At 65.4% G+C, this 20,938-nt stretch carries 24 protein-coding genes; 10 read left to right on the plus strand and 14 right to left on the minus strand.

Annotated elements, in window-relative coordinates; genetic code table 11:
• Positions 1-53: 53 nt before the first annotated feature.
• Positions 54-635 (plus strand): TMEM165/GDT1 family protein, encoded by a 582-nt coding sequence (locus AC1ZV1_RS24850; protein ID WP_484294079.1) that lies wholly within the window; start codon positions 54-56, stop codon positions 633-635.
• 100 nt (positions 636-735) lie between these two features.
• The gene (locus tag AC1ZV1_RS24855) at positions 736-1,179 is read left to right on the plus strand and encodes a ketosteroid isomerase-related protein (protein WP_484294080.1); all 444 of its coding nucleotides are present in this window, start codon (positions 736-738) and stop codon (positions 1,177-1,179) included.
• A gap of 122 nt (positions 1,180-1,301) precedes the next feature.
• Here AC1ZV1_RS24855 and AC1ZV1_RS24860 read toward each other — a convergent pair whose 3' ends face one another.
• Positions 1,302-2,285 carry an NAD-dependent epimerase/dehydratase family protein gene (locus tag AC1ZV1_RS24860; protein ID WP_484294081.1) on the minus strand — a complete coding sequence of 328 codons (984 nt, stop codon included), beginning with the start codon at positions 2,283-2,285 and terminating at the stop codon, positions 1,302-1,304.
• A gap of 93 nt (positions 2,286-2,378) precedes the next feature.
• Positions 2,379-3,200 (minus strand): M48 family metallopeptidase, encoded by an 822-nt coding sequence (locus AC1ZV1_RS24865; protein ID WP_484294082.1) that lies wholly within the window; start codon positions 3,198-3,200, stop codon positions 2,379-2,381.
• Positions 3,201-3,631: 431 nt separating this feature from the next.
• Here AC1ZV1_RS24865 and AC1ZV1_RS24870 point away from each other — a divergent pair, with 431 nt between their 5' ends.
• Positions 3,632-5,764 carry a methyl-accepting chemotaxis protein gene (locus AC1ZV1_RS24870; protein ID WP_484294083.1) on the plus strand — a complete coding sequence of 711 codons (2,133 nt, stop codon included), beginning with the start codon at positions 3,632-3,634 and terminating at the stop codon, positions 5,762-5,764.
• A gap of 291 nt (positions 5,765-6,055) precedes the next feature.
• On the opposite strand, the gene AC1ZV1_RS24875 is transcribed toward AC1ZV1_RS24870, so the two are convergent.
• The 3 genes from AC1ZV1_RS24875 to AC1ZV1_RS24885 are packed head-to-tail and all read right to left on the minus strand — an operon-like array spanning position 6,056 to position 7,135.
• Positions 6,056-6,667 carry an SOS response-associated peptidase gene (locus AC1ZV1_RS24875; protein WP_484294084.1) on the minus strand — a complete coding sequence of 204 codons (612 nt, stop codon included), beginning with the start codon at positions 6,665-6,667 and terminating at the stop codon, positions 6,056-6,058.
• A 19-nt stretch (positions 6,668-6,686) separates the two neighbouring features.
• On the minus strand, positions 6,687-6,953 hold the full coding sequence (locus AC1ZV1_RS24880; protein ID WP_413350757.1) for a putative signal transducing protein: 267 nt from the start codon (positions 6,951-6,953) through the stop codon (positions 6,687-6,689).
• Positions 6,953-7,135 carry a CPXCG motif-containing cysteine-rich protein gene (locus AC1ZV1_RS24885; protein WP_484294085.1) on the minus strand — a complete coding sequence of 61 codons (183 nt, stop codon included), beginning with the start codon at positions 7,133-7,135 and terminating at the stop codon, positions 6,953-6,955. The genes AC1ZV1_RS24880 and AC1ZV1_RS24885 overlap by 1 nt, the downstream gene beginning before the upstream one ends.
• 130 nt (positions 7,136-7,265) lie before the next feature.
• Between AC1ZV1_RS24885 and AC1ZV1_RS24890 the strand changes: the two genes are divergently transcribed.
• A complete protein-coding gene (locus AC1ZV1_RS24890) occupies positions 7,266-8,426 on the plus strand; it encodes a 1-acyl-sn-glycerol-3-phosphate acyltransferase (RefSeq protein ID WP_484294086.1) in 1,161 nt (386 codons plus the stop codon).
• A 37-nt stretch (positions 8,427-8,463) separates the two neighbouring features.
• Here AC1ZV1_RS24890 and AC1ZV1_RS24895 read toward each other — a convergent pair whose 3' ends face one another.
• Positions 8,464-8,748 carry a hypothetical protein gene (locus AC1ZV1_RS24895; protein ID WP_484294087.1) on the minus strand — a complete coding sequence of 95 codons (285 nt, stop codon included), beginning with the start codon at positions 8,746-8,748 and terminating at the stop codon, positions 8,464-8,466.
• 262 nt (positions 8,749-9,010) lie between these two features.
• On the opposite strand from AC1ZV1_RS24895, the gene AC1ZV1_RS24900 reads away from it, so the two are divergent.
• Positions 9,011-9,217, plus strand: a complete 207-nt coding sequence (locus tag AC1ZV1_RS24900) for a hypothetical protein (protein WP_088419297.1) — start codon at positions 9,011-9,013, stop codon at positions 9,215-9,217.
• Between the two features lie 69 nt (positions 9,218-9,286).
• Here AC1ZV1_RS24900 and AC1ZV1_RS24905 read toward each other — a convergent pair whose 3' ends face one another.
• Positions 9,287-9,874, minus strand: coding sequence for a YajG family lipoprotein (locus AC1ZV1_RS24905; RefSeq protein ID WP_484294088.1), 588 nt, complete (start codon positions 9,872-9,874; stop codon positions 9,287-9,289).
• Positions 9,875-10,676: 802 nt separating this feature from the next.
• Between AC1ZV1_RS24905 and mqo the strand changes: the two genes are divergently transcribed.
• A complete protein-coding gene (gene mqo, locus AC1ZV1_RS24910; RefSeq protein WP_484294089.1) occupies positions 10,677-12,170 on the plus strand; it encodes a malate dehydrogenase (quinone) in 1,494 nt (497 codons plus the stop codon).
• 74 nt (positions 12,171-12,244) lie between these two features.
• Here the strand turns inward: mqo and AC1ZV1_RS24915 are convergent, their stop codons facing one another.
• From AC1ZV1_RS24915 to AC1ZV1_RS24925, 3 genes are all read right to left on the minus strand, one after another.
• Positions 12,245-12,646, minus strand: a complete 402-nt coding sequence (locus tag AC1ZV1_RS24915; RefSeq protein WP_484294090.1) for a VOC family protein — start codon at positions 12,644-12,646, stop codon at positions 12,245-12,247.
• Positions 12,647-12,953: 307 nt separating this feature from the next.
• Positions 12,954-13,241: a PA4642 family protein gene (locus AC1ZV1_RS24920; RefSeq protein WP_484294091.1), complete on the minus strand. Its 288-nt coding sequence runs from the start codon at positions 13,239-13,241 to the stop codon at positions 12,954-12,956.
• 98 nt (positions 13,242-13,339) lie between these two features.
• Positions 13,340-13,768 carry a hypothetical protein gene (locus tag AC1ZV1_RS24925; protein WP_484297632.1) on the minus strand — a complete coding sequence of 143 codons (429 nt, stop codon included), beginning with the start codon at positions 13,766-13,768 and terminating at the stop codon, positions 13,340-13,342.
• 208 nt (positions 13,769-13,976) lie between these two features.
• Here AC1ZV1_RS24925 and AC1ZV1_RS24930 point away from each other — a divergent pair, with 208 nt between their 5' ends.
• Positions 13,977-14,894 carry a LysR family transcriptional regulator gene (locus AC1ZV1_RS24930; RefSeq protein WP_484294092.1) on the plus strand — a complete coding sequence of 306 codons (918 nt, stop codon included), beginning with the start codon at positions 13,977-13,979 and terminating at the stop codon, positions 14,892-14,894.
• On the opposite strand, the gene AC1ZV1_RS24935 is transcribed toward AC1ZV1_RS24930, so the two are convergent.
• From AC1ZV1_RS24935 to AC1ZV1_RS24945, 3 genes are all read right to left on the minus strand, one after another.
• Positions 14,878-16,302: an aldehyde dehydrogenase family protein gene (locus tag AC1ZV1_RS24935; protein WP_484294093.1), complete on the minus strand. Its 1,425-nt coding sequence runs from the start codon at positions 16,300-16,302 to the stop codon at positions 14,878-14,880. The genes AC1ZV1_RS24930 and AC1ZV1_RS24935 overlap by 17 nt on opposite strands.
• Before the next feature lie 138 nt (positions 16,303-16,440).
• Entirely contained in the window at positions 16,441-16,917 is a 477-nt protein-coding gene (locus AC1ZV1_RS24940) for a WbuC family cupin fold metalloprotein (RefSeq protein ID WP_484294094.1), read from the minus strand.
• Between the two features lie 2 nt (positions 16,918-16,919).
• Positions 16,920-17,477 carry a hypoxanthine-guanine phosphoribosyltransferase gene (locus AC1ZV1_RS24945; protein ID WP_484294095.1) on the minus strand — a complete coding sequence of 186 codons (558 nt, stop codon included), beginning with the start codon at positions 17,475-17,477 and terminating at the stop codon, positions 16,920-16,922.
• 155 nt (positions 17,478-17,632) lie between these two features.
• Here AC1ZV1_RS24945 and upp point away from each other — a divergent pair, with 155 nt between their 5' ends.
• The 3 genes from upp to gpgF all read left to right on the plus strand — a co-directional run bounded on the left by upp (position 17,633) and on the right by gpgF (position 20,737).
• Entirely contained in the window at positions 17,633-18,271 is a 639-nt protein-coding gene (gene upp / locus AC1ZV1_RS24950) for a uracil phosphoribosyltransferase (protein ID WP_277368877.1), read from the plus strand.
• 3 nt (positions 18,272-18,274) lie between these two features.
• A complete protein-coding gene (locus AC1ZV1_RS24955) occupies positions 18,275-19,576 on the plus strand; it encodes a uracil-xanthine permease family protein (protein ID WP_484294096.1) in 1,302 nt (433 codons plus the stop codon).
• Between the two features lie 162 nt (positions 19,577-19,738).
• A complete protein-coding gene (gene gpgF / locus AC1ZV1_RS24960) occupies positions 19,739-20,737 on the plus strand; it encodes a glucosaminyl phosphatidylglycerol flippase (protein WP_484294097.1) in 999 nt (332 codons plus the stop codon).
• A gap of 3 nt (positions 20,738-20,740) precedes the next feature.
• Here the strand turns inward: gpgF and AC1ZV1_RS24965 are convergent, their stop codons facing one another.
• Complete coding sequence (locus tag AC1ZV1_RS24965) at positions 20,741-20,926, minus strand: hypothetical protein (RefSeq protein WP_484294098.1); 186 nt, start codon at positions 20,924-20,926, stop codon at positions 20,741-20,743.
• Positions 20,927-20,938: the final 12 nt, after the last annotated feature.

Below are 20,938 nucleotides of genomic sequence, written 5' to 3' on the forward strand. Positions count from 1 at the left end.
GGGCAGGTGGCGCGTGTCATGGTGATTAGTCGACCCGCCCCTTAGGAAGCCTGATGGAATCCCTCTTCGTCCCAACCCTGATCGTTGCCCTCGCGGAAATCGGCGACAAGACGCAACTGCTCGCGCTCGTCCTCGCCGCGCGTTTCCGCAAGCCCTGGCCGATCATCGCCGGGATCATCGCCGCCACCCTCGCCAACCACTTCGCCGCCGGCGCCGTCGGCAGCTGGGTCGCCTCGTTCTTCTCGGAAAGCACGCTGAGCTGGGTGCTGGCCGTGTGCTTCCTGGCCGTCGCCGCCTGGACCCTGGTCCCGGACAAGCTCGATGACGACGAAGAAGGTTCGCTGAAGAAGTTCGGCCCGTTCCTCACTACCCTGATCGCCTTCTTCCTCGCCGAGATGGGCGACAAGACCCAGGTCGCTACGGTGATGCTGGCCGCGCAGTACCCGCACTTCTGGCTGGTGGTCATCGGCACCACCCTGGGCATGCTGATCGCCAATGTGCCCGTGGTACTGGCCGGCAACTTCGCCGCTGAGCGCCTGCCGCTGAACCTGATCCGCCGCCTGGCCGCCGCCGCCTTCGCCATCCTCGGCCTGGCTGCCGTGTACCACGCGCTGAAACTCTCCGGGGTATTCTGACCGGCAGCTTTTCGCGGGGAGGCTGGCGCGCCGGCCAATGCCTGTGTTTCGCCAGCGATACACAGTGGTGATTCCGCCTCCCCCGACAAAGGATGTCGTCATGCCGGAAAAAGACCTCAAGAAGATCGCCCGCCATCACATCGATCTCGCCTGGAACAAGGGACTCCTGGCGCTGGTGGAGCAGTTGCACAGCCCCGACTTCATCTACAAGAGCGCCTTCACCGCGCAGCCGCTGGACAACGCCGGTTACCGTGCACTGGTGGAAGAGATCCGCGGTGGCATGGAGGACCTCGAGGTGGCCGTGGAGGAATGCATCCGCGAGGGCAACAAGGTCTTTACCTGGAGCACCCTGATGGGCAGCATCGCCCGCCCGGTGCTGGGTTATCCGGTCAGCGACCGCATAGTCAGCATCTCGGCCATGGGCTTCTGGGTGTTCAACAGCCAGGGCCAGCTGCAGGAGCTGTGCACGCTGTTCGACATGGAGAGCTTCCGCGCGCAGATGGGGTTGCCCAACCGGCCTTTCGCCGAAAAGGCGCTCCCCTGACAACGAAAAAGCCCGGCATCCGCCGGGCTTTTTTCTGTCTGCTTGTCACCTTTTCCCGAGACCTGCCGGAGCGCGCCAGGCGCTCCATCGCGGGCATGGCCGGCCCCGACAGTGGCCAGATCTCAGAGGTAATCGTTGGCGTGGAACCAGGAAATGGCCCGCTCCAACGTATCTTCCAGCGGCACGTGGGACTCGAAGCCCAGCTCCTCGCGGGCCTTGCGCCCGTCGAGGAACTGTCCGCCCGCCATGACCTCGATGGCCGTGTCGTCCAGCAGCGGCATCTTGCCCGTCAGCCGGTAGCGCCAGCGACCCAGCGTCGCCAGCGCGCGAGCGCGGTGCAGCGGCATCGGTGTCGGTGCGGGCTTGCCCAGCAGCTTGGCAATGGTCGACGTCAGTGCGCCCATCTCGATGTTGTGGCCGGTGAGCAGGTATCGCTCCCCGACCCGACCACGCTCCAAGGCCATGAGCAGACCACGCCCGGCCTCGGAGGCATCGATGACGTTCCGCCGGCCCGGCACGTAATGCAGCATCTCGTCACGGCCGATGGCGGTGATCAGCCGTCCGGTGGTCGGACCGATGTCAAGCTCGCCCAGCACCATGCCGGGAATGCCAATGACCACCGGCAGCCCGCCACGGGCCTGCTCGCGCGCCTGTTCGTCCAGCGCCCACTTGCACATCACATAGGCGCTCTTGCCGGTGGGCAGCCCTTCGTAGAACAACCCTTCATGCCCCGGCAGCCCTTGCGGGTGCGAGGGCATGGCGAAGGCCGAGCCGACGTAGAGGATGCGCGGCACTTTCGCCTGCAGGCAGGCGGCGTAGAAATGATTGGTCAGGTCCAGCGCGCTGGCGACCTCCTCCTGCCAGCGACGCGGGCGCACCGGGTAGTAGCCGGCGCTGAAGATCACCGCGTCCAGCCCGCTGAGCGCGCGGGCCATGCCCTGGTGATCGAAGAGTTCGGCTACCCGGCACTCAGGCTCGAGATAGGCCAGGCGCTGGATCTGCGACGAGGGTCGGTGGATCAGCACCAACTGGTGACCGGCCGCCTTGATCGCACGGGCGGCATGGTGGCCCAGGAGCCCGGTGGCTCCGAGTACAGCGATTTTCACGGGTGCTCCCTGTTCACTGGGTAAAGCGGCGCAACCTTACGCCGCTTCTGGCCGTTCGAGAGAATCACGAACCACTGCATCACAAACGACTGTTCAATGGGTCTTGGCCTGCTCGTAGAGCGGCATGACCTTCGGGATGGCGGCCTGCAGGTTGGCCATCCGCGTACTGTCCGCCGGGTGAGTGCTGAGGATTTCCGGCGGGGCTTCACCGTTCGACGCCTGTCCCATCTTCTGCCACAGGCTCATCGCGGCGTTGGGGTTATAACCGGCTCGCGCCGCCAATTCCAGGCCGATCAGGTCAGCTTCGTTTTCATTCTGCCGACTGTTGGGCAGCGTCAGGCTGTATTCGACCACCTGATGGGCCATGTCCACGCTGCTTTGGCCCAGTCCCAGCAGCGCCCCACCGATGCCCAGCCCCATCTGCTCCGCGTAGGCGCGGGACATGGCTTCACGACCGTGCTCGCGCAGGGCGTGGGCGATCTCGTGGCCCATCACCGCCGCCAGTTCGTCGTCGGTGAGCTTGAGCTGATCGATCAGCCCGGTGTAGACGATGATCTTGCCGCCCGGACCGCAGTTGGCGTTGAGCTCATCGCTCTTGATCACGTTGACCTCCCACTGCCAGGACGGCGCATCGGCACGGAAGGCGCCGGTCTGCGGAATCAGCCGGGCGGCGATGGCCTTCACGCGCTTGGCGTCGTTGCTGCTGTCGTCCAGCTTGCCTGCCTTGGAGGCTTCACCGAGGGTCTGCTGGTAGGACTGCGCGTACATCTGGTCGACCTGGGCGCTGGACAGCATGCTGAACATGCTTTGCTTGCGATCAACACCGACAACGCCGCCACTGGTGGTGTTCACCTGCTGGCAAGCGGTCAGCATCAGCGCGGCGGCCAGGCCGGCGATACGGAAAACTCTGGGCATGTTGCTCTCCCGAAACAATGCAATCTCCCACGGACAGCGCGCATGGTAGGCCCGCCTCCGGTGCCCGGCAACTGGCAGGAAACAGCCGGTGCAGCAGTGACTTATGAATCCGGCCCGGCTCACAGAAGGGAGCCCTGGAGCGCGTGTCGTGGTGCAGGCGATGCGAGCCATCGCGCCTGCGATCCACGCCCGCAACAGAGCCGCAGCAGGCGCCCATACACTGCTGAATGAAGCAGTCACGGGAACGCACGGCGCGGCCAGATAATTTCACTTTGACATCACATGCTAGACCTCCCGGTCAGCGCCGACAATCCTGCGACAAGCGGCCAACAGCCGCGTTACAACCCATTACAACGGCTGCCCTAAGGAATTTCCCAGGCCCTGCCGATACAGATAGACACGCAGACCTCTGGCGCATTCCGGGTACCCGTATGAAATTCAAGTCGATCCAGTTTTCCGTGGTGGCGCTGGCCGGTGCCAGCGTTCTGGCAGTGGTCGTTGCGCTGGTGCTGTACGCGCTGTTCGCCGGCTCGCGGACCCAGGCCCTGGTGCAGGAGCGGACACAGTCACTGCTCGAACAGGTGATCAACGAGCGCCTGGTCGCCCTGGCGCGGGGGCAGGTCGCGCAGATCCAGCGCGAACTGGAATACCCCCTGACCGTCGCCCGCGACCTCGCCAATACCAACGCCCTGCTGGACGAGACCGACGCCAACGGCCAGCCACTGCTGGGCATTGGCCGTGCCGGCATGTCCAACCTGCTGCGCCAGACCGTGGCGCAGAACCCCAAGCTGCTCGACGCCTTCGCCGGCTGGGAACCCAACGCCTTCGCTGGCAACGACTCCCAGTACGCCGGCCTGCCCGGCTACGACGCCAGCGGCCGCTTCATGCCCTGGTGGTACCGCAAGGACGGCGACCTGACCGTAGAGGCCATGGGCGACACCCTGGAAAGCCAGAAGATGCAGCCCACCGGCGTGCGCGAAGGCGAGTACTACCTGTGCCCGAAAGAGAAGCACCAGCCCTGCATCATCGACCCGGCGCCCTATGAAATGGGCGGCAAGATGGTGCTGATGTCCTCGTTCAACGCGCCGATCATGGTCAAGGGCCAGTTCAAGGGCACTGTCGGCGTGGACCTGTCGCTGGACTTCATCCAGGATCTGCTCAAGACCGCCGACAGCCAGCTCTACGACGGTGCCGGTGAAATGGCGCTGATCTCCACCAACGGCCGTCTGGTCGCCTACACCAAGGACCCGGCCAAGCTCGGCGAATCCGCCAGCAGCGTGCTCGACGCCAATGAAGTGGCCAACCTGGCCAAGCTCACCCTCGACCAGCCGCTGACCTCGGTGGACAAGGAGCACGGCCACATCGAGCTGTTCCTGCCCTTCACCATCGCCGACTCCGGCGCGCGCTGGACGCTGATGCTGCAACTGCCGCAGGAAGCCGTACTCGGCGACCTGAACCAATTGCAGAGCGACCTGAAAGCGCAGCGCGACAGCGACACCCTGGGCATGACCCTGGTCGGTCTGATCATCGCCGCCATTGGCCTTGCGGTGATCTGGCTGGTCGGCCACGGTATCGCTCGCCCGCTGCGCCAACTGGTCGGGATGCTCGACGACATCGCCCAGGGCGAAGGCGACCTGACCCGCCGCCTGAGCAGCGACCGCGCCGACGAACTGGGCTCCATCGCCAAGGGCTTCAACACCTTCCTCGGCAAGCTGCAGGGCATGATCGGTCAGGTGGTGACCTCGGTGCAGCATGTCAGCGATTCGTCCGAGCACACCGCCGATATCGCCATCCGCACCAACCAGGGCGTACAGAAGCAACTGGCGGAAATCGAACTGGTGGCCACCGCCGTCCATGAGATGACCGCCACCGCGCAGGACGTGGCGCGCAATGCCACCCACGCCGCGGAAGCGGCCAACCACGCCGACCAGGCCGCCCACCACGGCAAGCGCATCGTCGAGAGCAGCTCCACGGCGATCCAGGCGCTGGCCAGCGAAATCGGCCGCGCCGTGGGTGTGGTGCAGTCGCTGGCCCGCGACAGCGAGAACATCAACGCGATCCTGGTAGCCATCCGCGGCATCGCCGAACAGACCAACCTGCTGGCGCTCAACGCCGCCATCGAGGCCGCCCGCGCTGGCGAGCAAGGCCGCGGCTTCGCGGTGGTCGCCGACGAAGTGCGCAACCTGGCGCAGAAGACTCAGCAGGCCACCGAGGAAATCCAGTCGATGATCCAGCAACTGCAGAACGGCACCCGCGAAGTGGTGCAGGTGATGCAGCAGAGCCAGGACAAGACCGAGGACAGCGTGCGCCATGCCGGCGAGGCGGCCCAGGCGCTGGAGTCGATCACCCAGGCGGTGTCGGTGATCAACGACATGAACACCCAGATCGCCAGCGCCGCCGAAGAACAGAGCGCGGTAGCCGAGGACATCAACCGCAACGTCAGCAACATCGGCATGGTTGCCAACCAGGTGGCCGGCGGCGCCGACGAGGCCTCCCAGGCCAGCGCCGAGCTGACCAAGCTGGCCGAGCAGCAACGCAGGCTGGTGAATCAGTTCAAGGTGTAAGCAACATCGGCAGGATGCTTCCTGCTCCTGTAGAAGCGAGCTTGCTCGCGAACCACCCCCGCAGCAGGAGGCTCCCTCTCCCCCGCCCTCTCCCTGAAGGGAGAGGGGGCTGTACGTGCCGGCTGAAGACTCGGGATCATCCGGCACCGTTCTATCCGCTCACCCTGAAAAGGAGAGGCAGCAATCCAGCCGGCTGACGCCAAGGTTTCATCCTGCGCCGAACGGTCCCCTCTCCCTTCAGGGAGAGGGTTAGGGAGAGGGCAAACCCAGGCTCGGAGCGTCAGGCAGATTTCACGCCGGCGTCAGGCACTCCGGCCCGTTGCAGGTCGGATCATTGATGAAATTCGCCAGCGCCTGTTCCCGTAGCCGTGCCTGGGGCAACTGCAGCAGCTCCATCAGTCGCGCGGCGGGCGTCTCGTTCGACAGCCACTGCGCCTGTTCCTGCGCATCGAGGATCAGCGGTCGGCGCATGTCGCCCGCCGCCTGGGTCAGCATCGCCACGCTGTAATAGGTGTGGCCTTCCACCGGATACGCCTCCCACACCCCCGCGAAGCAGATCAGTCCGCCACCGGAAACCCAGTGCGGACGCTTGCGCACGCCGCGCCACTCGTAGAAGCCGTTGGCCGGCAGCAGGCAGCGACGCTGGGCAAAGGCATCACGGAACATCGGCTGTTCGGCGATGGTTTCCGTGCGGGCATGGGCGGGGGTGCGCGACAGGTCCTTCAGCCAGGCCGGCGTCAGTCCCCAGCGCGCGAGCTCGGCATGGCGTATGCCATTCTCCTCGCGCAACATCAGCACGCGGGCGCCAGGCGAGACGCTCCACTGCGGCTGCAGGTCGGCCGGGAAGCCGGCGTTCTCGGCAAGCTCGCGGTTCCAGCGGAACAGGGCATAGCGGCTGGTCATCGGGACTCGTTGAAGGGATTCAGCAAAGCAGGACGCCGGGGCCGCCCTCGTGATCGTCGGCGCCGCCCGGCAGGGGTTGCGCGGCATTGTACGCGGCGATCAGCTCGCGCGCCTGCTCGGCCACGTCGTCCTCCACCCACAGGTGCAGCAGGCCCATGCCCGGCAGCTCGCCGATGCCGCCAACCAAGTGGCGTCCGCCCAGGTGCGACGAAATGCCTTCGTTGGCCAGCATGCCGCCCAACAGTTCGGCTTCGATCAGGTCGGCAGGTTCGTAGATTCGCTGCATCAATCGTCCTCGCGCTGGACTTCCAGAGACCATTCCACCCCATCGGTGTGGAGCTGGAACAGGATCGGCCGGCAACACACCAGGCAATCTTCATAGTAGCTCTGGTCGCCCCCGGAGAGGTCGAGCACGGCCTCGGCCGGCTCGCCGCAATAGGGGCAGGAATAGGCCTGACTTTCGAGCATCGCTGGTTCCCCCGTGACTTCCGTTTATAATCGCGCGGTCTTTTTGGGTGCCCGCCTGGCCGGTGAGCCGGCGGCATACCCTTCCGGACCGTCTACTTCGCGGTCCGCTTCCCCAAAATTCATAGAGAGCATGATGGGCGAGTTCGAAGCCATCCGACCGTACAACGACGCCGAAGTCCCGGCTGTCCTGCAGCGCCTGCTGAGCGATGACGCCTTCCTCGGCGCGCTGGCGCGTTACCGTTTCCCGCGTCTGTCCGGTCCGTTCGGCTGGCTGCTCAGACCTCTTATAGCCCATCGGCTGGCCCGCGAAGTCACCGGCATCCGCAGCGTCGTCGCGCTGCAGGACAAGTTCGAGCCTTACGTCGACCGGACCATCGAGCACGCCACCGACGGTGTCACCTACTCGGGCGTCGAGCGGCTGAAGTCCGGCCGTGCCTACCTGTTCATCGCCAACCACCGCGACATCGTGATGGACCCGGCCTTCTGCAACTACGCCATCTTCCACGCGAAGCTGCCGACGCCGCGTATCGCCATCGGCGACAACCTGCTGCAGAAGCCATTCGTCAGCGACCTGATGCGCCTGAACAAGAGCTTCATCGTGCACCGCTCCATCAGCGGTCGCCGCGAGAAGCTGGCGGCGTACCAGAACCTGTCCGCCTACATCAATCACTCGATCTGCCAGGACGTCCAGTCGATCTGGATCGCCCAGGCCGAGGGCCGTGCCAAGGACGGTAACGACCGCACCGATTCGGCGATCCTCAAGATGTTCCACATGAGCCGCAAGGACGAGTTGTTCGCCGAGGTGATCCGCCAGTTGCACCTGATTCCGGTGTCGATCAGCTACGAATACGACCCCTGCGATGCCGCCAAGGCCCGCGAGCTGTTCACTCGCGCGACCACCGGCGAGTACAGGAAGGCGCCGGGCGAGGACGACCGCAGCATCGTCCAGGGCATCACCGGCTACAAGGGCCGGGTGCACATCAACTTCGGCGAGGAGATCACCGGCGACTTCGCCGACGCCAAGCAGCTCGCCGCCGAGCTGGACCGGCAGATCCTCGGCAACTACCGGCTGTTCCCGGTGCACTACCTCGCCTACGAGGCCTCCGAGCTGCGCGACGCCGCGCTGAACGTGCCCCGCGCCGAGACCCTGTTCAAGGCCGAGGAACTGCAGCGCGCGCGCACCGAATGGGAGCGTCGCCTGGGCGAATGCCCCGTCGAGCAGCGCGGCCATCTGATCCTGCAGTACGCCAACCCGGTGCTGAACCAGTACCGGCTCAAGCAGCCGGCATGAAAAAAGGCGCCCTCGGGCGCCTTTTTCTTCTCGTCAGTTACTGGCCGAGCTGCGTGCTATACCAGCTCACCGCCATGGCGAGCGCCATGCAGGCGAAACCGAAACGGTAGAAGAAGCGGTTCATCCGCGCGGTCGGCTCGATGCTGTCCAGCGGCACCGGCGCCATTTCGCTCTCGGCGGCCAGGCGCGCCAGGGCGAGGCGTTCGCGGCGACGGGTCGCCAGCAGCAGCCAGCCGCCGGCCAGGGCGAAGAACAGGGCCAGGTCGTTCACGATACGACCGGGGTGGGCCTGGAAAAGACTCCAGAGCGCCTGCAGCGACATCACAACCTCCGCTTCAGAACTGCACGCCATCGACTTCGAAGCAAAGCGGGGCCAGTCTGGACGAACGGGCATGGCCCGTCATGGATGAGAAACAATCGACGCGCATTTTATCCGCTGGCCCGCCATCGCAGCCAGCGCGCAACGCTTATTTACGACGAGCGTAAGAATTATCGAGAAACGGTCTAAGACCTCTCCCGCGCCCTGGCACGGTGCTGGCTTGAACGAATTCTGCCAATCCGGTCTTTCGCCAAGGAGATTCGCCATGCTCGACATCATCCCCCACGAAAATGCCTACCTGATCGAACACCTCGAAGAAATCGAAGCCGTGGTCGTCGAACTCTCGTTCAACGTCCAGGACGACCATTGGCTGGTCTACACCCAGGCCTGCGGCCACGAGCACCTGGACCTGCCGGAAACCGACGAGCGCATGCGTTCGTTCGAGGTCGACCCGTACCGCCAGGCTGCCTGATCGCTGCGCTTCAGGCGCCCATGAAAAAGCCCGGCATTGGCCGGGCTTTTTCATGTCCGAACAGATTGATCAGCGCTGGTTCAGCGTCTGGCCGATGGTCGGGTCCTTGAACACGCGGGTCAGCGCGTCGCTGAGCACATCGCTCACCAGCTTGGTGTTGGTCGCCTGGTTGGGCGCCATGCCGAAACGCTGGTTGGTCGAGGCGCCGTAGCGGCCGCTGTAGCGACGGGTGCCGCTCTGCACGTCGGCGCGGAAGGTCGCACCGATGTCGGCCTCGGTGACGTACATGCCCTCCTTGGGCGACTGGTACTTCAGCTCGGCCAGGGTCAGGGTCAGTTGCGGTGCGTTGTAGGCGTTGGCCGACGGGGTGAAGCCCAGCAGGCGCACGGCGGTCTCAGCCTGCAGCTGCAGCTTGGGGATCACGTCCTCGCTGCGCACGGTCAGCTGGCTGGTCTCCGAATACAGGCCACCGCGGGTACCCAGCGCGGTGCTCGGGCGACCGTCGACGACTTTCACCACCACCGGCTGGCCCTGGCCAACGGCGGCGACCGGTCCCTTGAACTCGGGAGTCGGGTTGAGTTGTTGCGGGCTGAGTGCGCAGCCGGTCAAGGTCAGGCTGGCGGCAGCGATAACGCCGAGCAACAGGCGAGGCAGCATGCTCATCTCTCCATGGGGTAAGCGATGGCCGGCAGTATACCGGCGGGCAGCGCGGTCAGATAGCGCTTGGCCATTGGACGCGGAACCCGTTCTCAGGGTTCCCTGTACGCGCGTCGATCGGCCGCCTTGACCCAGCCGAAGGCAAGACGAGCCGGGACGGGGCACAAATGAGGAATCAAGGGGTACACACTAGGAAAAAAGTCTAAGGTGCAGAGCTTTTTTCTCTGTTTCGCCGTTATAATCGCCCCCCGATTATAAGGACGCCTCCTGGTCGGGCCCCGCACGATGCCGACACACCGTGTCTCGCCTCTGCCACCCCTCAAAGAGAGTCGCCACTCGCCTCGGTCACTGGCCGTCGCGCTTTGTACGTTCGTTGCGCAGAACTTGGCAAGGATGCAGCCGCCCCCTCCGCACGGAGACCGGACCGGCCCGCGACGACGATCCCCTTTGAGCTTCACGCCTCCAAAAGAGCGTGATCGAAGGTTTTTCACTACTTCACGAGAGTGTGGCGAGCAATGAAGAGTTTTGCGTTGGTAGCACCATTGACGTCTGACCCCGCAGCACTGAATCGCTTTTTCGGCACCGGAAGCCGCGCCTGAGGGCCACTTTCGGATGCACTTGCGGATGAATTCGTCCGCCGTGGACTGCCGAGAAGGTGCGCATTCCCCCTCCTCCGATCCCGGCCCGAGACATTCCGTGAAAGGTCCTTTGCGACCTGAGAAGAATTCGGACATGCGGCTATCGCGCAACGAGCGCAGAGCCCAAGTCACAACTGGCTGCTGATAGTTTTGGAGACGCGTTAATGGCGCAGAACGAAATCGAATCGATGGACGTGCTGCTGGTCGGCGCCGGCATCATGAGCGCAACCCTGGCTGTCCTGCTCAAGGAAGTCGACCCGGGCGTCAAGCTCGAGATCGTCGAACTGCAGGAATCCGGAGCCATCGAGAGTTCCAACCCATGGAACAACGCCGGCACCGGTCACGCCGGCCTCTGCGAGCTGAACTACACCCCGCAGGCGGCTGACGGCTCGATCGACATCAAGAAGGCGGTGAACATCAACGCCCAGTTCGAGGTGTCCAAGCAGTTCTGGGCCTACCTGACCGGGAAGGACGCCTTCGGCGCGCCGCGCAACTTCATCAACCCCGTTCCGCACATGAGCTTCGTGCGTGGCAAGGACATTCCGTTCCTGAAGAAGCGCCATGAGCTGCTCAGCCAGCACCACGCCTTTTCCTCGATGGAATACACCGAGGACCGCGCGAAGATCGCCGAGTGGGCACCGCTGACCATTCCCGGCCGCCCGGCCGACGAGCAGGTCGCGATGACCCGCGTGGAGAGCGGTACCGACGTCAACTTCGGCGCCCTGACCAACCAGCTGCTGGGCTACCTCTCCAGCCGCGAAGGCAGTGAAGTCCGCTACTTCCAGAAGGTCGTGGGCCTCGAGCGCTCCGGCGACGGCTGGCTGGTGGACATCAAGAACACCCAGACCGGCGATTCGCGCAAGGTGAAGGCGAAGTTCGTCTTCCTCGGCGCTGGCGGCGGCGCGCTGCCGCTGCTGCAGATGTCCGGCATTCCGGAAAGCAAGGGCTTCGGCGGCTTCCCGGTGAGCGGCCAATGGCTGCGTTGCGACAACCCGGAAGTGGTCAAGCACCACCAGGCCAAGGTCTACAGCCAGGCCGAAGTGGGTGCCCCGCCGATGTCCGTGCCGCACCTGGACACCCGTGTGGTCGAGGGCAAGACCTCGCTGCTGTTCGGCCCGTATGCCGGCTTCTCCACCAAGTTCCTGCGCCACGGTTCGTTCCTCGACCTGCCGCTCTCGGTGCGCACCAGCAACCTGCTGCCGATGCTCGCCGTGGCCCGCGACAACATGGACCTCACCCGCTACCTGGTGAAGGAAGTCATGCAGTCGATGGACCAGCGCATCGAAGCCCTGCGCAAGTTCTACCCGGAACTGAACCCGGCCGACTGGCGCCTCGAAACCGCTGGCCAGCGCGTGCAGATCATCAAGAAGGACCCGAAGAAAGGCGGCATCCTGCAGTTCGGTACCGAACTGGTGGCGGCCCAGGACGGCAGCATCGCTGCCCTGCTCGGCGCCTCCCCGGGCGCATCGGTCACCGTCTCGATCATGCTGGGCCTGCTGGAGCGCTGCTTCCCCGAGCGCTACCAGTCGGCCGAGTGGACCGCGAAGCTCAAGGAGATCTTCCCGGCCCGCGAGAAGCAGCTGGAAACCGACGCCGCGGTGTACCGCGAAGTCAACCAGATGACCGCCGACCGTCTGCAGATCGTCGCCGCGTCCTGAGTGCTGCTGCACTCATGAAAAAGCCCGCCATTCGGCGGGCTTTTTCGTTTCTGCTTGCACTCCAGGTGCCGGGCTCAGTGGCAGCTGACCATCCAGCCGACGCCGAAGCGGTCGGTGAGCATGCCAAAGCGCTGGGCCCAGAAGGTTTTCTCCAGCGGCATCTCCACCCGCCCTTCCTCTGCCAGGGCGGCGAACGCCTGTTCCGCCGCCACCACGCTGCGCAGCGTCAGGTGCAGGGAGAATCCATTGAATGCAGCATTGTGCTCGCCGCGACCGTCGGACACGAAGATCTCCGTCTCGCCGATCTGCAGGCTGGCGTGCATCACCTTGTCCAGCCAGCCATCGGGCACGGGTGCGGGTCCAGGCGCCTCCTCGTAGCGCATCAATGCCCCGAGCTGGGCGCCCACCGCGCGTTGGTAGAAGGCAATGGCCTCATCGGCGCGACCATGAAAAAACAGATAGGGCTGTACATGCACGGCTTCGTCCTCGCCTTGTCGTTATCGTTCTGCAGAGAAGTCTAGGCGGGATTGCGCAGCGGGCTCTGTTCGCGAGCAAGCTCGCTGCTACGAAAGGCGGGCTCACCCTGTAGGAGCGAACTTGCTCGCGAACCGCCCTGAACGAAAAAGTTTCGTAGGATGAGTGGAGCGCAGCGATACCCATGCGGTCCGCGCCTCGAGAGCGATGGATATCGCTGCGCTCCACGCCATCCTACTTCGAGTTTCCCTGCTTAACTCGCGCACGAAAAAGCCCGCACAAGGCGGGCTTTTCAGCGACTCGCGGCGATCAGCCGCGGGCAGCCTTGATCACGTCGATGTACGGCTCGGCCTGGCGCTGATCCTGGATCAGGGCGACGAAGTCCTGGCCCTGGGCGTCCTTGGCGGACAGGTCGTAGCCGGCTTCGACGAAGAAGCGAACGAAGCGCTCGAAGTCGTCGATGCGCAGGCCGCGGTAGGCCTTGACCAGCTTGTGCAGGGACGCCGGAGTGTCGTCGGCCGGTTCCACGTCGAGGAACAGCTTGATGGCGTCGTCGTTGATCTCTTCGCCAATCACCTGCTTCTTGTCTTTACGCATCGCTCGCTTCTCTCTACGGCTGTCTCGGGGATCGCGGCCGGCAACGGCTCAGGCCGGGCACCACGGGTCGCGCAGTTTAACCCTGCGCAGGGCGAGGCTCAACGCGCACGCACCGCACCGGTGTGCAGGTCGGCCCAGATATGGCCGTTGCCGTAGGTGAGGAACTGCACGTAGACGGTGCCATTGCGCAGCAGGTCGAGCAGCTGGGGATAAGCCGCCTGCGGGTAATACAGGCTGAGCACGCGGGTCTTCTCGTCGTAGGCGGGCTTCTTCAGGCTCTTGCCTTCAGCGTCGAAACTGATCACAACCTGGCTGATCTGCGCGCCCTTGCTCAGCGGCTTGCCCTTGAGGCGCAGCAGCGACGGCGTAGTGATCGGGATCGGCTGCTGGTTGGACTGGCGCTGGTTGCCCAACACCACGCTGTATTCGGTGACCTGCAGCAGTTGCTGCTGCTCCGGCTCGCCCTGGCGCAGGCCGGCGTCGTCCGGTGGCAGGAACTGGCTGTGCATCGGCGCGGCAATGGCCATCCCGGCCGCGCCGAGAGGAAGGCAGAACAACAGCGCCAGCACGGCGCCCGGCATGCGAACGGACATCATCACCTCCGCGGGACAGGGCCGAGCACTCTAGCACGGGCCCGAAGCGCCACGACAGGCGCTCATGGCAAGCACCGCGATACATTGATAGTCTTCGAAACAACACCCCTCAAACATCGTCATTCGCAGATCGAAAACCGCCATGCTGCACAACGTCTCCGACCTCGACCTTCGCCTGCTGCGCATCTTCGCCTGCGTGGTGCGCTGCGGCGGTTTTTCCGCCGCGCAGGGCGAGCTGGGCATGGGTCAGTCGACGATCAGCACCCACATCGCCAGTCTGGAGACACGCCTGGGCTACCGCCTGTGCGAACGCGGCAAGAGCGGCTTTCGCCTGACCGAGAAAGGCGAGCGGGTATTGGACTACGCGCAGAACCTGTTCGCCGCGCTGGGCGACTTCCGCGATCAGGTACAGTCCCTGGCCGGACGCCTGGTCGGCGAGTTGCACCTGGGCCTGGCCGACAACATCGCCACCCTGCCCGATGCCCGCATCCACCACACGCTGGCGCGCTTCAACCGCCGCGACCAGGACGTGCGTCTGCACGTCCTCATCGAATCGTCCAGCGAGCTGGAGCGCCTGGTGCTCAGCGGCCGCCTGCACCTGGCCATCGCCTGCTTCAGCCGGCGCCTGCCGAACCTGCGCTACCAGCCGCTGTACCACGAGCGGGTAGCGGTGTTCTGCGGGCGCGAGCATCCCCTGTTCGACAAGGAGCTGAAGGACGCTGGCGAACTGGAAAGCTGCGATTGGATTCAGCACGGTTACGCGGTGGCGGATGTGCAGCTGCCGGCCGACCCGCAACGCAGCACGGCCTTCGCCCAGCACATGGAAGCAGTGCTGCACGCCGTGCGCGCCGGCACGCACCTGGGCTATCTGCCCACGCACTTTGCCGAGCGCTGGGTGGAACGGGGCGAGATGCGTGCGCTGCTGCCGGACAGCCTCGGCTACGGCATCACCCACAGCCTGGTGGTGCGCGACGAGCCGGGCCACAACGAGGCGCTCCAGGCGCTGGTCGAGGACCTTTGCCTGGAGCACGGGGTGGCAGCAATCAGCGCGGCGCGGTGATGTGCTTGATGTCGAAGAACGCCGACAGGCCCCACGGACCCAGCTCGCGGCCGATGCCACTGCGCTTGCCGCCGCCCCAGGAGGTCTGCGGGAACACCACTTGCGGCGAGTTCAGCCAGACGTTGCCAGCCTCCAGGCGCTCGGCGACGCGCTGGGCACGCTCGAGGTCGGCGCTGCACACCGTGGCAGCCAGGGCGAAATCGTTGTCGTTGGCCTGACGCAGGGCGTCTGCTTCGTCGCCGAAAGTGCGGACACACAGCACCGGGCCGAAGATCTCCTCCCGCCACAGGCGGCTGTCCGCCGGCACATCGGTGTACACGGTCGGCTGGATGAACCAGCCCTCGGCCGCTTCGCCGCCCGTCAGGCAGGCCAGGCCTTCATCGCGGGCCACGGCGAAGTAGTCGAGTACCTTGCGGTACTGCGCTTCGCTGGTCATCGGGCCCATGTCGGTCTCGCCTTGCAGCGAATCACCGACGCGCAGGCCTTCCACCGCAACCTTCAGCTTCGCCAGCAGCGGTTCGGCGATGGATTCCTGCACCAGCAGGCGGGAGGTAGCGGAGCACATCTGCCCGGCGTTCCAGTAGATGCCGGCGATGATCCACTGCACGGCCTCGTCGAGGTCGCAATCCGCGAAGACCAGGATCGGCGACTTGCCGCCCAGCTCCAGGCCCACCGGCAAGGTGCGCGCCGCAGCGGCTTCCATCACCTTGCGGCCAACGACGTTGCTGCCGGTGAAGGACAGCTTGGCGATGCCCGGATGGCTGCACAGTGCGGCGCCCGCATCGGCCAGGCCCGGCACCAGGTTCAGCACGCCGGCCGGCAGACCGATGGCGTCGGCGATCTCGCCCAGCACCAGCTCGATCAGCGGAGTGATCTCCGATGGCTTGAGCACCACGGTGCAGCCCGCAGCCAGTGCCGGCGCGACCTTCCAGGCGCTGGTCACCAGCGGGAAGTTCCACGGCACGATCAGGCCGACCACGCCGATGGGCTCGAAGCGGGTCTGCGAGCGGTAGCCGGCGTCCGGCAGGGCCACTTCGGCGTTCTGCCGGGCGTCCAGCTGGTCGGCCAGTTCGGCGTAGTAGGCGAAGGTGGCGATGGCGTCGCCGATATCGATTTCCGCTTCCAGGCGCGGCTTGCCGCTGGCCTGCATCTGCAGGGTGATCAGCGCTTCACGGCGAGCGTCGAGCTGCTCCGCGAAGGCGCGCAGGTAGCCGGCGCGCTGGGCGGCGCTGGTCAGTTTCCAGTCGGCGAAGGCGCGCGTGGCGGCAGCGACGGCGCGCTCCACGTCGGACACACCGGCGCAGGCGACTTCCGGCAGCGCTTCACGGGTGGCGGGGGCGGTCGGGCGCAGGACGGCGCCGCTGTCGGCGGCCTGCCATTGGCCATCGATATAAAGGAGACGGGACATGCGAACCTCAGGCGGTTGTCGTGTGAGGCTCGCAGGATAGGCGGGGCATGCATCGGCAAAAATGCGAGTCACCCCATGCATGCATCGACATCTATCAATGTGTCGGTGCGGGGCGCGCCCATCGGGCGCGACCACGAGTCAGGCCGGGAACTGCGAACGCATCCAGGCCAGGTACTCGGCAGCACCCGCCTCGCCTTCGCGTGGCGCCCACTGCCCGCGCTCGTCCTCGTCCAGCGGCACGAAGGGGCCGGCCTTGGCTTCGAACATGATGCTGTCCGGTTCCAGCGCCACGATGGCGTGGAAGGTGCCCGGTGGCAGGTCAGCCCCGACGCACTCGCCCCCCGCGCGCAGCACGCGGGTCGACAGCAGCTCGCCATTGTCGGAAAAGATCAGCAGGCCCAGCGCCCCCTTCACCACCAGCAGGCTTTCGGCCTTGTCCGGGTGGCGATGGCAGTGCGGCGGGATATAGCTGTCGGGCTGCAGCGCATTGAGCAGGCGGTGGCAGGGCTCGGTCTGCTCATGGAAGTTGTGGTTCTGTCGGCGCCGTGGGCTGGCGGCGGCACGGGCCGCGACCTCGTCGAACAGTGCGCTGTCGAGAAAACGCGGCCCGCTCATCGTCAGAGACCTTTTACGGCGAAGATGCCGGCGGCGTTGCGCCAGTAGCCCTTGTAGTCCATGCCGTAACCGAAGATGTAGCGGTCGATGCAGGACAGGCCCACGTAGTCGGCCTTCAGGTCCGGACGGGCCTTGCGGTCGTGGTCCTTGTCGATCAGCACGGCGGTGTGCACGCGCTTGGCGCCGGCATGCTTGCAGAAGTCGATGATCGCCGAGAGGGTGTGCCCTTCGTCGAGGATGTCGTCGATGATCAGCACTTCGCGGTCGATGAAGGAGATTTCCGGCTTGGCCTTCCAGAACAGCTCGCCACCGGTGGTCTCGTTGCGGTAACGGGTCGCATGCAGGTAGGACGCTTCCAGCGGGAAATTCAGCAGCGGGAGCAGCTTGCCGGAGAAGATCAGGCCGCCGTTCATCACGCAGAACACCACCGGGTTGGACTCGGCCAGGGAGCCGTTGATGGCCTCGGCCACACGGGCGATGGCGGTCTCTACCTCGGCGTTGGTGTACAGGCAGTCGGCTTCGGCCATGACTTGGCGGATGTGCGCGAGATCGACGGACATGGGGGTTCTCCCGTGAAAAAGTGCGCAAAGGTACCTATCGGCGTGCCACGGAGCAAGGGTCAACGGACGAATGTCGCCGACAATCGTGGCCCAAGGTAGCTAGGATGCATTACGCTACCGCAATTTTTTTGCCAGCCCGTCCGGAGAACCCGTCCATGCCCGTCCTCGAGATTCGCCATCCCCTGATCCGCCACAAGATCGGACTGATGCGCCGTCACGATATCAGTACCAAGAACTTCCGCGAGCTGGCCCAGGAAGTGGGCGCCCTGCTGACCTACGAGGCGACCAAGGACCTGCCGCTGGAGAATTACGAGATCGAAGGCTGGGCCGGCCCCGTGCAGGTCGAGAAGATCGCCGGCAAGAAGATCACCGTGGTGCCGATCCTGCGCGCCGGCATCGGCATGCTCGACGGCGTGCTCAGCCTGATCCCGGGCGCCAAGGTCAGCGCCGTGGGCGTGGCGCGCAACGAGGAAACCCTCGAAGCGCACACCTACCTGGAAAAGCTCGCGCCGGACATCGCCGAGCGCCGCTCGCTGATCATCGACCCGATGCTGGCCACCGGCGGCTCCATGGTCGCCACCATCAACCTGCTCAAGAAAGCCGGCAGCAAGGACATTCGCGCCATGGTGCTGGTCGCCGCACCCGAGGGGATCAAGGCAGTCAACGATGCGCATCCGGACGTGCTCATCTATACCGCCTCCATCGACCAGTGCCTGAACGAGAACGGCTACATCATGCCGGGCCTGGGCGATGCCGGTGACAAGATCTTCGGCACCAAGCAGAAGGAAACCTGATAGATGGCCGATGAATTCAACGAACCGCTGTGGCGCCAGATCATCTCTGGCGCGCAGATGCTCTTCGTGGCCTTCGGCGCGCTGGTGCTGATGCCGCTGATCACCGGCCTGGACCCGAACGTCGCGCTGTTCACCGCCGGCTTCGGCACCCTGATGTTCCAGATCGTCACCGGCCGCCAGGTACCGGTGTTCCTCGCTTCGAGCTTCGCCTTCATCACCCCGATCATTCTCGCCAAGGGCCAGTTCGGCCTGGCGGCGACCATGGGCGGCGTGGTGGCGGCCGGCTTCGTCTACACCTTCCTGGGCCTGGCGGTGAAGGTCAAGGGCACCGGCTTCATCGACCGCCTGCTGCCGCCGGTGGTCATTGGCCCGGTGATCATCTCGATCGGCCTGGCCATGGCGCCGATCGCCGCCAACATGGCGATGGGCAAGGCCGGTGACGGTGCCGAGCTGATCCCGTACAAGACCGCCATGTTCATCTCCATGCCGGCGCTGCTGACCACCCTGATCGTCGCCGTGTTCGGCAAGGGCATGCTGCGCCTCGTGCCGATCATCGCCGGCGTACTGGTGGGCTACGGACTGTCCTTTGCCTTCGGCGTGGTCGACGTGGCGAAGATCGTCGCTGCCCCCTGGCTGGAGCTGCCGAAGTTCACCGCCCCGGAATTCAACTGGCAGGCCATCCTGTTCATCGTTCCGGTGGCGCTGGCCCCGGCCATCGAACACATCGGCGGCGTCATCGCCGTAGGCGGTGTGACCGGCAAGAACTACCTCAAGACCCCGGGCCTGCACCGCACCCTGCTGGGCGACGGCATCGCCACCTCCACCGCAGGCCTGTTCGGCGGGCCGCCGAACACCACCTACGCGGAGGTGACCGGCGCGGTGATGCTGACCAAGAACTACAACCCGAAGATCATGACCTGGGCAGCGGTGTTCGCCATCGGTCTGGCCTTCATCGGCAAGTTCGGCGCCATCCTGCAGAGCATCCCGGTGCCGGTCATGGGCGGTATCCTCTGCCTGCTGTTCGGCACGATTGCCTCGGTGGGCATGAACACCCTGATCCGCCACAAGGTCGACCTGTCCCAGGCGCGCAACCTGTGCATCGTCTCGGTCACCCTGGTATTCGGCATCGGCGGCGTACTGATCGGCACCGGCACCGGTCCGGATGACTTCGGCCTGAAGGGCATCGCCCTGTGCGCCATCGTCGCGATCCTGCTGAACCTGATCCTGCCCGGCGAGGAAGGCTGGGAAAACAAGGCGCTGGAACAAGGCGCCGGCGACTCCGCGGCCGACAAGCCCGCCGAGTGAGCACCAAGGCGCCGTCTCACGGCGGCGCCTGTGCCCACACAAAGTCAGGCGAACGCAGCATGCCGATCACGGTCCACTCTGCATGACAGTTCGATCCCGACAGGAGGCATTCCCTATCCGTTTCGCCTCGATGACTTCGCCGCTCCCCGCACAGGTACGCCCGTGAGCCGTGCCGCGTGGTTGCTGCTCGGCCTGATCGGCGCCTCGCTGATCCCGCTCGCCCTGGGCGGCCGGGAGATGCTCGAGCACGTCCTTGCCTTCCCCCTCGACCAGTTGCTGATGATGTTCGGCATGATCTGCCTGTGCTGGCTGATCAACGCGCAGAAGCTGCGCGTGCTGCTCAACGGCCGCGCCGGCGAAATCGGCAAGGTACGTTCGGTGGGCATCATCATGGCCTCGGAGTTCGCCTTCTACGCCACTCCCGGCGGCACCGGCGGCCCACTGACCCTGATGGCCCTGCTGGCACGCCACGGCATGCGCCCGGCGCACAGCAGCGCGATCTTCGCCGTGGACCAGTTGAGCGACCTGCTGTTCTTCCTCTGCGCGCTCGCGGCGGTACTGGTGTGGGCGCTGTCCCACAGCGTCAGCCCGAACCTGGAGACGTCGCTGATCACCAGCGGCGCGCTGCTGGGCGGGATCTTCTTTGCCGTGGTACTGCTGGCGCGCTTCCAGCGCCGGGTGATCAGGGCTAACGGCCGGCTGCTCGAGCGTCTGGGGATGAAAGCGCGCACACGCCTGCACTGGGCGCGCAAATGCCTGCACTTCCGCGACACCCTGGTGAGCTGCCTGCGCCAGCCCAAGCGCCGGCTGCTGCTGATCTTCTTCTTCACCTGCTGTCACTGGATCCTGCGCTTCTCGGTGCTCTATATCACCTTGAAGGCACTGGGCGTGGATCTGCACTGGGCCTGGGCCTTCCTGATCCAGCTGCTGTCGCTGGCCGCCGGCCTCGCCACGCTGCTGCCCGGTGGCGCCGGTGGTACGGAGCTGACCAGCGCCGCTCTGCTCGCCCCACTGGTGGGCAAGTCCACGGCGGCCGCGGCCATCCTGATCTGGCGCGTGGTGACCTACTACTTCTACCTGGTGATGGGCGCGCCGGTATTCGCCCTGATGGCGGGCCGACCGCTGCTGCGCAAGCTGATGGGGCTGCGGGAAAGCGCCTGAGGATCAGTCGCCGGAAGGCGTATCGTCGTCAGAAGGCACGTCGGGCTTGAGCGAATCCCAGAGTTCGGCGGCGCCGGGAAACTCGGTGCCGTCCTCGTCGCTCAAGGCATCGGGGTCGTAGCGGCTGGTACAGCCTTCGCCCAGGGTGGGCGGCGGGTTTGCAGTGCCGGGATTCTTCGGGTCGCTCATGGTGTCTCTCCG

It is taken from the genome of Pseudomonas sp. BB438, assembly GCF_057180225.1.